Annotated in this window: 8 protein-coding genes; all 8 read left to right on the top strand. The window is 65.4% G+C overall.

What is annotated here, in order from left to right; translation table 11 throughout:
- The first annotated feature begins 277 nt into the window (after window positions 1-277).
- The 8 genes from ABFE16_08295 (at window position 278) to ABFE16_08260 (ending at window position 10,894) form a co-directional block, all read left to right on the top strand.
- A complete protein-coding gene (locus tag ABFE16_08295; protein ID MEN6345295.1) occupies window positions 278-1,423 on the top strand; it encodes an aldo/keto reductase in 1,146 nt (381 codons plus the stop codon).
- Window positions 1,424-1,750: 327 nt separating this feature from the next.
- Entirely contained in the window at window positions 1,751-4,411 is a 2,661-nt protein-coding gene (locus ABFE16_08290; protein ID MEN6345294.1) for a HEAT repeat domain-containing protein, read from the top strand.
- Window positions 4,412-4,535: 124 nt separating this feature from the next.
- Complete coding sequence (locus ABFE16_08285) at window positions 4,536-5,606, top strand: HEAT repeat domain-containing protein (GenBank protein ID MEN6345293.1); 1,071 nt, start codon at window positions 4,536-4,538, stop codon at window positions 5,604-5,606.
- Between the two features lie 89 nt (window positions 5,607-5,695).
- Window positions 5,696-6,352, top strand: a complete 657-nt coding sequence (locus ABFE16_08280) for a hypothetical protein (GenBank protein MEN6345292.1) — start codon at window positions 5,696-5,698, stop codon at window positions 6,350-6,352.
- A gap of 189 nt (window positions 6,353-6,541) precedes the next feature.
- A complete protein-coding gene (locus ABFE16_08275; protein ID MEN6345291.1) occupies window positions 6,542-7,798 on the top strand; it encodes a hypothetical protein in 1,257 nt (418 codons plus the stop codon).
- Window positions 7,799-7,813: 15 nt separating this feature from the next.
- Window positions 7,814-9,388 (top strand): hypothetical protein, encoded by a 1,575-nt coding sequence (locus tag ABFE16_08270; GenBank protein ID MEN6345290.1) that lies wholly within the window; start codon window positions 7,814-7,816, stop codon window positions 9,386-9,388.
- A gap of 41 nt (window positions 9,389-9,429) precedes the next feature.
- Window positions 9,430-9,915, top strand: coding sequence for a GNAT family N-acetyltransferase (locus ABFE16_08265; protein ID MEN6345289.1), 486 nt, complete (start codon window positions 9,430-9,432; stop codon window positions 9,913-9,915).
- Between the two features lie 4 nt (window positions 9,916-9,919).
- Window positions 9,920-10,894 carry a thioredoxin family protein gene (locus ABFE16_08260; GenBank protein ID MEN6345288.1) on the top strand — a complete coding sequence of 325 codons (975 nt, stop codon included), beginning with the start codon at window positions 9,920-9,922 and terminating at the stop codon, window positions 10,892-10,894.
- Window positions 10,895-10,964: the final 70 nt, after the last annotated feature.

The raw sequence follows: 10,964 nt of genomic DNA, 5'->3' as shown, positions 1-10,964 counted from the left end.
AAGACGGCCAGCGTCCTGTGGCTGGGCCTGCAGTTGGTGCGCCACCACGACCCCTGGCTCGCAAAACTCACCCGCCGCCTCCTCATACCAAAACCTATACCCATCCCCAAAAGTGGGTAAGGGCCAGGTCAAAGCCCGGTTGACAGGCCGACCTCGGTTGGCCTAAGGTGGCCGGGTGCGTCCCGCAAGGGTCGCCCCGGTGCCGGGCCACCCGTGGCCCGGTGCATGTACAAAGGCACTTCGCCCGAGCCCCACACCCGTTCTCGGAGGTACCACCGTGCAATACAGACCTGTCGGCAACACTGGCATCATGGTCTCTGCGCTCGGCTTTGGGACCATGCGGTTCAAAGGCCCGGAGAACGCCAAGGAGATCATCGACCGCGGCCTGCAGCTCGGACTCACCTACTTCGACATCGGCTCGGCCTACAGCTTCAAAGACTTCGACACCAACGCCGAGGCCTGGACGGGCGCAGCGATCCGCGATGTGCCCCGCGACAAGATCGTCCTCTCGGCCAAAGCTCAGCCCCGGGCGGGAGAGCCTCGTCTCGACCGCGGTCTGGGGATTAGCACTCGCGACCAGATGTGGCAGTGCATCGAGAACTCGCTCAAGCGCGTCGGCGTCGACTGGTTCGACTTCTACCAGCTCTGGGACATGAGCGCCCCCGAGCACTTCGAGGCCGGCTGCAAGGGCGAAGACTCCCCGCTTCAGGCCCTGCGTGAGGCGAAGGAGCAGGGCCTCGTCAAGCACCTCGGCTTCACCAGCCACGCCGCACCCGACCTCATCATCAGTTGGCTCGACCAGGTGCCCGACTTCCGCACCCTTACCCTCTACTACAACTTCAGCGATCGTGCCCCTGAGCGCGCACTGGATTTCGCCCATGAGCACGGCGTCGGCGTCAAGATCATGGGCCCGCTCCGCGGCGGTCTGCTCACTGGCGAGTCCGAGGCCTTCGCCCGTGCCCTTCCGGAGTTGGCGGGCAAGCCGGTACAGGAGATCGCTCTGCGCTTCCTGCTCTCGAACCCGGGAGTCAGCACCGTGCTCTCCGGCATGAATGTGATCGCGCACCTCGAGCAGAACGCGCAGGTCGCCTCGAGCAGCGACTCAATGACCGAGGCCCAGCGTGGGCAGTTCCTCGAGGCCTTCGCGGAGTTCAGCAAGGGCCGGCCACTCTGCACCGGCTGCCGCTACTGCCTCGGATCCTGCCCGCAGAAGCTCCCGGTGATGCAGTCGATGTCGCTGTACCAGCTCAAGACCGTCTTCGGGATGAGCAGTGCCGACGCGGAGATCCGCGCCACCAAAGGCCATGAGCGGAATGACACGACCAAGTGTGTAGCCTGCGGCGCCTGCGTTGAGAAGTGCCCGCAGAAGCTGCCGATACCCGATCGCATGGAGGCACTGGCGCGAATCGCCGACGCCCTCTAGGCACTCGGCGCACTGGAGACGACGCGGCCGAGGGATCACGACCAGGGCCTCCGGCGATTAGCGGTTGACGCTTCGCGGCAGGCTAGGCTATTCTTTGATTCTCAGCCTCTCCGCGTCGTTGCCGGCAGTCCGGGAACTTGGCCTATATTGGTTGCAGGAGGCAGGAGGAGTCCTGTCTCCCGGCGACGAAACACGCTTGCGCGTTACAGGAAGGTCACCGCTGGCTCTGGCGCGAAAGAACCCTGTGTACGTCCCCGAACCTACCGGGTCGGGGGCGTCGGCGCCCCAAGGGGCGACAATGCAACACCATCTGAGGAGTTGACGGCCGTGGACGAGAACACCAGGCGCCAGATCACCTGGGTCTTGATGCTTGGCGCAATCCTGTGTGTCATCATGGTCGCCTCGTACCGCAAGAGCGAACTGGATCGGCTCGCCAAGACCATCGGCAACGGCACTGTCGAGCAGCGCATTGCTGCTGTGCGCACGCTCGTAGAGAAGCAGAAGCTGATGGAAGCCTTGGAGGACAAGCCACGGTGGATACAGGATAAGGCGGTCCAGGCGATCGCCCTGATCGGCGCGGACGATGCCATGTACGAGATGCTCACCGCGCACGACATGCTTGACGGCGCTGCCCAGGGCCGCGATCAGGCCGTCTTGACCCGCCTCGGACGCCGGACCGTCGAGGTCTGCATCGAGGGCATCCAGGATAAAGACGGTCCGACGCGCGGTGCGGGCAAGGCCCCGCTCATCAACGTCGGCAAGGCCATCGAGGCCGACACCTCCGCCACTGAGAACCCTGTGATCGATGCGTGCATGAGTATCGCCGATGCTTGGGATCAGTATGTCCGCGACAACGTGCGTGACATCATGGCCGGCATCGCCAGCCCCCGGGCCACCGACAGGCTCCTCGCTCTCATGCAGCAGACCGAGCCCACCAAGAAGAGCCTCCCCGACGGCACGATTCGCGATCAGACCACCCAGGAGTTCATGCGCGCCAAGGGCACGGCAGAAGCCGCGCTGACGACCATGAAGGTCCCCGCCGTGCAGCCGATCATCGACAAGCTACTCACCTTCAAGAGCCCCGAGGTTCGGGGTGCCGCCTGCCGCGTGCTGGGCACGATCGGCAACCAGACCAACAAGACCGCTCCGAACATCCCTCCCGACAAAGCAGTGGTCATGGTCAAGCCGCTCCTCGACCGCCTGAACGGTGACGATCAGTGGGCTGTGCGGCGCAGAGCGGCCAGTGCCCTCGGGTTCCTTGTTGACGTCGCCAAGGAAAACGGTTGCGTACCGCAGCTCATCACCCACCTGAGCGACACCGACCCCGTCAAGGCAGCCTCCGCCGAGGCCCTCGGACGCATCGGCGACGTGACCGCTGCCGAGCCGCTCGTGACCACCCTTATGAACAACCGCAAGGGTGCGACGAGTGAGCTGCGGATTGCCCTGACAGCCCTTGGCCCCGACGCCATCGCACAGACCACTCGTGCCTTGACCAGCGGCGAGACCGAGGTCCGCCTCAACGCCACCCAGGCTATCGCTGAAATCGGTGGACCCAAGGCCGTTGTACCTCTCGGCGGCATGCTCACCGACAGCAGCCAGGATGTCCGGCGCGTGTCCGCCGCTGCACTGCGTGACATCGCCGACGAGCGTGTCCTGCCCCAGTTGGCCTCCGCCCTCGGCGATCAGGACTGGCAGGTCTATCATGCGGCCCGCGATGCCTTGGCCAACGTGGGCGCTCCGGCTGTCCCGGTACTCCTCACTGCCATGGGCAGCGCCAACCCACGCGTGAGCAGTATGGCGTCCGACGCGGTTATCCGCATCGGCGAGCCGGCCCTGCCGATGCTGCAGGCCGCCCTGTCAACTGCTGCCGTGGAGGCCCATTGGGCAGCCATCGCCATGGGCGGCATCGGCGCCGCTTCAGTCCCCTATGCGCAAGCCATCCTCGCTGACGGCGCCAAGCCGGTCGCCGCTCGTTCCATGGCCGCGCTCGCCTTGGGACGCACCGGCGCCAAGGATGCCGTCCCGGCCCTGATCGACGCGATGGCCAAGCAGGAGCCCCTCGTCAAGCTAGAGGCCATCAACTCCCTCGACGAGCTGGCTGATGAGCGCGCTACTGCGCCTCTCGTGGCCTGCCTTAACAACCCCGATGTCCAGGTCCGCGACAAAGCCATGGACGTCCTTGCGAACTGGCGCATCGGCAAGATCCAGGAAGAGCTCGCAAAGGCCATGCAGACCGGCGACGAGAACGCCAAGCGCCGAGCCACCATTGTCCAGGCCGAGCTGACCGCCGTGGTCACCACGCAACTGCTGGAGGCCACAGCCACGCTCACCTCCGAGGAGCATGCGAAGGTCAAGGTCGACAACACGCGCCTCGCAGCCGCGGCAGTCGATGCTGCCGAAGCCGCCAACGTGCGATCTCGGAGCATCCGCGCCCTTGGCTACACCGGCGACCAGGCAAGCCTCAAGCCGCTGACGTCGCTGCTGCAGCCTGGTAACCCCTTCGCTGGCCGCGCTGCCCGTGCCATCGCCCGCATCGGTGAGCGCCTCGCCGTCGTCACGAAGGCCGGGGAAGTGGCCGCACTCGGTGAGGCCGGCAAGACCCTTGTCGACCTGATGCTTACCACCCAGGATGACGACCTCCGCGCTGCGTGCGCAGCCTCCCTCGAGTTGCTCGGCGAGCAGCCCGTACGCGTGCTCATCGACCGCTTCTCCACCGCCGACGCGAAGCTCAAACCGTGGCTGGCCGCAGCTCTCGGCATCATCGGCAAGCCCGCAACTGACCCGGTCCTGGAAATCCGCGGCTCCACCAAGGATGTCCAGCTCAGGGAATGGATGACTGCTTCGCTGGTGCTCATCGGCGACGCTCAGGCCCTCGACCTGATCCAGCACCTCGCGGAAGAAGACCAGCCCAAACCCGAGAAGGTAGACGCAGCCATGGCTGTGTTCGAGAGAGTACGTGCTGCCGCCTCATCCGCAGACCAGGCCTAACGCAAAGCGCCACCTCGTCTTGGTCTTCCCAGACGAGGGATGGCTCACCGTCACACCGGTTCCCGCCGGGAAGCGTGTCGGCTGCGCAGGCTGATCATACCGCTCAGAACGTGAGTTGATGACCGTGAACCGACGCATGCCAACTGTTGTGGTCATCATCGCGGTGGTCCTAATCGCCGTGTTGGGGATCACAGAATGGCAACGCTCCGTAGCTACCAAGAAGCTGCTGGCCGAGCTTCCGGGCACGGACTACTCCAAGGTCCTGGATGCCATGACCCAGCTCAAGGAGCGTGGGCACGGCATTACGCCGGCTCTCCTGGAGAACCTCAAGAACCAGACGCCGCCGGCAAAGTGGCGCGCAGCGACGCTGCTGGGTGACGTGGGTGCCCGCGACGCCTGGGGGCCGCTCACCGAGGCGCTCAAAGACGCCTCGCCCGAAGTCCGGGCCGCCGCGGCACTGGCCCTCGGCAAACTCAAGGCCACCACTTCCGCTGCCGATCTGAGGGCACGCGTCACCGATGCGCAGGAAGTTGTCACGGTCCGCTGCGCGGCTGTGCAGGCTCTCGGTCTGATGCATGACCGCGAAGCGGCCAGAAGCCTCGAGACGATCCTTGGCGACAAGACTGAGGCTCTCGCCGCAGCGGCTGCCGCCGAGGCCAAGAAGGCCGAGGACAAGCGCAAGGCTGACGAGGCCAAGGCCGAAGCCGACGAAATCGCCCGGCTCAAGGCTGCAGGTCTGCCCTTGCCGCCGCCGAAGCCCACAGCTCCAGCACCCGCAGGACCCAAGCCTCCCGAGGACAAGTGCTGGGAGGTGCGCATGGCCTGCGCGCAGACTCTCGGGATCCTCGGTGACCCCAAGTCCCTCAGCGTCATGCTTGACTCCCTCGACGTAACGAAGGAGCCGCAGCCTGAGGTCCGCGTGGCGGCCGCTTACGGACTCGGAGACCTCGCTCGCCACCTTCAGGACGAGGCCACCAGCACGATCCTCATCAACGGCCTCATCAAGGCCCAGGAGGATAAGGTCGGAGACGTTCGGGCGGCTGCGATCCACTCTCTGTCCTTCACCATCGTACCCAAAGCGGCCCAGCCAAGGATCGCCGAGGCCCTCAACAAGAGCCTCAGCGACGACTTCTACTGGGCGCGCGAGGCAGCCAAAGAGACAGCAAAAGCCCTCTCCATCCCGATCGAGGGATAAGCCATACCGGCACTGCACATCTGCTCAGCCTAACGTTCGGCAGGTTGGACAACAACGCTCCGAACCCACGGACTGTGGGAGGACATTCGATGGCAACAAAGATCCTCAGGTGCGTCACCGCTCTCCTGGCGCTCTGCGCGGTCGTCCTGACCGGCTGTGCGCTTGACCCCATGGAGCGGCTCAAGGAAGATGTCGATTCGCAGGACGTCAAGGTGCGGGAGCGAGCCGTGATCGAGCTGGCTAACCTGCGCGATGATCGGGCAATCGAGACCCTCGCCGACCTGCTCGAGACCGACGAAGATGTGTACGACATGGCCGGCGTAGCCCTCGTGAAGCAGGGCCGGGAAGTCGTCACGGACAAGAAACCCGATCCAATCATCGCGATGGTTGCCGCGATCATGAACAATGTGCACCTGGAGGCCGGCAATCGCTGCCGTGCCGCCTGGGTGCTCGGTGAGATTGGCGACCGCGAGGCCATCCCCGAACTGCGCAAGGGCGCGGCGACCAAGGACGCCGCCGCAAAGCCTGCAGTGCCCGTTCAGGATCAGGCCAAGCTGGGACTGAAGAAACTCGGCAACGATTCGGACGGGGCCGCCTTTGAGATCCCGATGACCGAGTTCACGAGTGAGCCGGTCAAGGTCCTGCCCACCGTGGCTTCGGTTGCTCCGCCGGAGGAAGAGGCCGAGAACAAGGAAGCGGCACCCGCGGCCCCGGCCGCAGCCGCCAAGACGCCTCCCAAAGGCTAGCCCGCTACCCTGGGCGCGACGGCTGATGTGGTTTGTGTTCCCGAACCGGGGCCAGAGCGGCCCCGGTTCTCTGTATATGCTGGCTCCGAAATCCGATGGCCCACAAGGTGCACGCAAAACCGGGGGGGAACCCCGCAGGCACCTCCGCGCGTTTGAACAGCACGTGAGCTACTCAGGGGGTGTCGTGACATGCCCACAGGATGCCGAGTGTGTGCTACGCCTCTGGCGGCGCTGATGCTGCTGGCCCTGGCCTTGCCGGGGTGGACGGCCGATGCGCCCAAAGCCGCGGCAGTGCTGCGGGAAGCGGCGCAACTGACTGCCCGGTCGCAGGACCTCCAGACGCGAGCGCTTAGCCTCGCAACGGTTGCCGTAGGATGGGCCAGGATCGACCGCGCTCAGTATGATGCCCTCGCCGGCGAAGCGACGGAGGTCGCAAGCGCCATCGGCGACCCTATGGTCCGTTGCCTGGCCTTGCGAACCGTGGCCGTGCGTCTGGCGAAGGTAGATAGCAAGCAGGCGATGACGGTCCTCGCGCAGGCCCACGAAGCTGCGCAGGCGCACAAAGTCGTCGTCGAGAAGGCGGTCGCGCTCCGTGAGATCGCCATTGCCGCCCTCAATCTGGACGCCGCGGACGCGGCGGCATGGATGACCGAGGCCCTGGAGGCCGCGCGGAAAGTCCCCGACCCACTCTCCAGGTCAGCCTGTCTGCGCGACCTCGCCGCCGGCATCGTGATACGCCAGCCGAACGTCGCCCAGGACGCCTTCAGCGAGTCGGAGAAGTCCCTGCAGGGCGTGCCGGCCACTGACCCCGAACTTCCTCTGGCGCGCGCTGAGTTGGCAGCCGCGTGGGCACCCACGAACCTCGAAGCAGCCCGCCGTGTGGTAGCGGGCATCACCGAGCCGACCCACAGACCTCTGGCGCTGGGCATGGTTGCGCGGTCGCTGGCGCCGACCTCCCCGGAGCTGGCTCTGGTCCTGGCTCAGGAAATCGCTGATGAGCCCTCTCGCGCTCATGTCGTTGCCATGGCGGCGGCTGCCCTACCGGCCGAGCAGGCTACAATGGCCGAGGGGCTCGCGAGGGTCGCGCTCCACGGACTGGGTGAAGCGACCGGAGCCGTCGCCGATGACACCCGTGCGGCGATCGCACAGGCGCTGGCACTGACGAACCGGCAGGAGGCCGTGGCCCTCTGCGACCGCATCGCCGACGAGGACCAGAGGAACGCTGCGCGTGCTGCCGTGGCCCAGCGGGTTGCCGGCTCTGATCCGCGCGGCGCCCTGGCCATCGTTGAGCACATCGACGATCCTCTGGTCACTGAGCCCGTCGTCTCCGCAGCAGCCGTAGCCCTGGCCAAGACCGCACCGGACGAAGCCCTTACCCTCGCCCGGAAGATCCTCGGTCGACGCCAGCGCGTCGAGTGTCTGGTGGCAATCGCAGCCTACCGCTAAGGGTGCGGGTGACCCATGAGACCACCCATCCGGCTACGCCGACTGCATGGCCTCTGGTCGCTGGCCTTCGCCCTGGTATCCGTGCTTGTGGAAGGGATGGCCCTTGGCCAGGACGAGGAAGCACCCGAGGCGGTTCTCGGCGGCTCCCTGGAGGAGGACGCAGCGGCGGCCGTCCATGCAAGGGTGGTGCCCGAGCCCCTCTCAACCATCCCTCCGACCGTCGGCGGGATGGGACGCCACATGGCCGAGCGTCCCCTCGATGGCGGCCTCAGGTGGGAAGCCAGTACGCTGTACTGCCCGCACTACCTGCCCGACCTGTACCCTGGCAAGAACCTGGATGAGCTCTGCCGCCAGGACTTCTTCACCTCACCTGACTTGTTCCAACGCGGCGACCAGAACCCCTACCTCCTGGCGGAGGACCAGTTCGATGCCCTGGTTGACAGCGCCGACGAGCGCCGCGACTGCCTTCCCTGGGCCGCCGCCTATGCACTGTTGCACCAGGGCACCCGCAAGTGGGGCGCCGACACGGTCCGGTCCCTCCTTGGCAGGCCGCAGTACCTGCGCTCTCAGGTCGTGGCCGAGGCCGTTACTCCGTGGATCACGAAGCGCCTACCACCGGAGCTGACGACTGTCGAGTCCCAGGAGGGACAGGTTGCGGTCGACGTCCGGGTCTTCAGCAACATCTCCTATGACTCCACAGCCTCCATCGAGAAGATGCTGGTGACCGCTGGCGAGAGGGGCATCAAGGCCGTTGCTGTCGCCGACCGCAGCCGCATCGATGGCGCTCAGTTGGCACGTCGCTGCGCGCAGCGGCTGAAGTCTGAGGGGCGGCTTCCGGAGGACTTCCTTGTCATCACCGGTCAGGTCGCCTACAGCCACACCGGGGCCGTCCTGGCCGTCTTCATCGACGACCCGATCGCCGACAACATGACCATGCGCCAGACCGTCGACGTCATCCACCGTGCCGGGGGGCTGGCCTACCTGCTGCATCCCGGTGATCCAGGTGGTCCCGAGCGACTCCAGCGCTTCGATTTCGACGGGTACCTCCTTCAGCCCAACATGTTCGAGATGTTCCGGACGCTCTCTTTCATCTACGATCCGAAGTACGTTGACAAGCCGGGCCTGACCGCCTCCAACGCACAGTTCGCTTCCAGCGTCGGCCTCCCGCACATCATGGTCGAGTCCTCGGTGGTCTCCCTTGAGGCCCTGCGCGGAGCCATGAAGGGCGGGCAGGTGTCTGCCTCCGGTGGACTCTACCTGCCCTGGATGACCCTGGCCTCCACGCCCACCGTGGCACGCTTCTCGAGCTTTCTCAACCGCTACTTCATGATCCATCGCTACGCAGAGCTGCATGTGGCCACAACTCTAGGTGCCGACTCGGTCAGCCTCTCCACAACCTGGGACCAGGAGATCCGCGACATGATGGGTCTCGCCGAAATGCCCGGCGGCGTCCGCGACTTGCTTAACGGTGACTCACCGCTCCTTGAGCACCCGCGCCTGGAGCATGTCGCCATCGAGTACTCCTGCTTCCAGCTCGGCTACAATGCCCAGACGCATGCGACCTACCTGCAGGCGACGCTGACCTGGTGACCTGCGACCGTCGCCTATCCCCATAAAGGAGTGCGCACAACATGAACCTCCGCCCCTACCGTAGCGACGATCAGGAAGCCCTTTGCCGCATCACCCTCGCCGTCTTCGAGCCCGTTTCCATCGACGCCGCCATCGAACACGGCTTCGGGCTTCTCCAAGGCGTCTCCTGGCAGGAGCGCAAGCGTCAGGACCTCCTGTCCAATCTCGCCGACAACCCCGAAGGGTGCTTCGTCGTCGAGATCGATGGTCACGTGGCGGGGTATGTGACGACCGTCGTGGACCTGGAGACAAGTGTCGGCCGCGTGCTGAACCTGGGCGTCGATGCGGCCTACCAGGGACGCAAGCTCGGCAAGACCCTCCTGTCCCATGCTCTTGACTACTTCGAAAGCCTCGGCCTACGATACAGTCAGATCGAGACCACAACCACGAATGAGATAGGCATGCGGTTCTACCCCTCCATGGGCTATCAGGAAGTTGCGCGCAAGATCTACTATTTCATGGAGCTCTCGGAACGAAAGGATCGGTGAGGCTGTGAGGTCGCTTAGTCGCAGACACGCTATCAGGACCGGGCTGGCATCAGCCCTGACGCTGCTGGTGCTCGGTGGTTGCGTCGGGTTCGCGGCCGACGACGCAAAATGGTATGACCGGGTGGAGGACGCCCTGAGCGCGGCCAAGCAATCCGGCAAACCCGTCTTCGTCTACATCTACTCCCAGAAGGTGCCGGCCTGCCAGATGATGCGCACCGGCACTCTGCGCTACCCGAAGGTTGTAGCGCTGTTGCAGTCCTACGAGTGCTGTGCGCTGGATGCCGACCTGGAGGCCAACGGCGCCTTCGTCGATCGCTACACCACGGCTGCGGTGGCCGACGATAACATGCAGGCCCAGATCCTGGTCAACCACGGCTATCTGTTCCTGGACTCGCAGGGGCACGATCTGTATTCAGGCTGGGGCTACGCCTCGCCCTCGGCTTTCATCGAGGTCCTGCAGGCGATGCCCGGGGTGCTGACCGCTGCGCAACAGCTCCTCAAGACCCCGGACGACCCGCGCTCCCTGGCTGACCTCGGCCACGGTCTTCTCCGCCTGGGCAAGTATAAGATCGCCACCGGACACCTGAATAACGCTATCGCGAAGGACCCGGAGAACAAGGTCGGCGCGAAGGAAGACGCCACCCTTGACCTGATCATCCTCAGTATCCCCGATGATCCGACCAAGGCCTCGGACGCCCTCGCCAAGTTCCGCGCCGACTTCCCCAAGACGAAGCGCTCGCTCGAAGTCCGCTTCTACGAGGCTATCTCGCTCGTCGCCCAGGGCGACGTCCTTGCCTCCAGTCCGGCGCCCAAGAACAAGGGCTGGGAGGCCAAGTACCGCGACGCCCTGAAGCTCCTGGACACCTTCAAGACCTCCGACCGCAACCGCCCGGAGTACGGCAGCGAGTGGACCTCTTCAGCGCTGGGAATCAGGAGCCAGGTCCGTCAGGCCCTCGGGATGCCCCGCGACGACCGCTAACAGCTTCCCCCGCAAGAGGACGAGACGAAAAGGCGGCGCGGACCAGTTCCGCGCCGCCTCTGATTCCCCC

The sequence above is a fragment of the Armatimonadia bacterium genome, assembly GCA_039679385.1.
In the GTDB taxonomy this organism is placed as follows: domain Bacteria; phylum Armatimonadota; class Zipacnadia; order Zipacnadales; family JABUFB01; genus JAJFTQ01.
Note: the sequence above shows the minus strand (reverse complement) of the source record. Positions and strands in the feature narration are given on the sequence as shown.

Excerpts from the sequence above, each read along its gene's own strand:
- ABFE16_08280 (MEN6345292.1), top strand. The coding sequence starts at position 5,696 with ATGGCAACAAAGATCCTCAGGTGCGTCACCGCTCTCCTGGCGCTCTGC.
- ABFE16_08275 (MEN6345291.1), top strand. The coding sequence starts at position 6,542 with ATGCCCACAGGATGCCGAGTGTGTGCTACGCCTCTGGCGGCGCTGATG.
- ABFE16_08270 (MEN6345290.1), top strand. The coding sequence starts at position 7,814 with ATGAGACCACCCATCCGGCTACGCCGACTGCATGGCCTCTGGTCGCTG.
- ABFE16_08265 (MEN6345289.1), top strand. The coding sequence starts at position 9,430 with ATGAACCTCCGCCCCTACCGTAGCGACGATCAGGAAGCCCTTTGCCGC.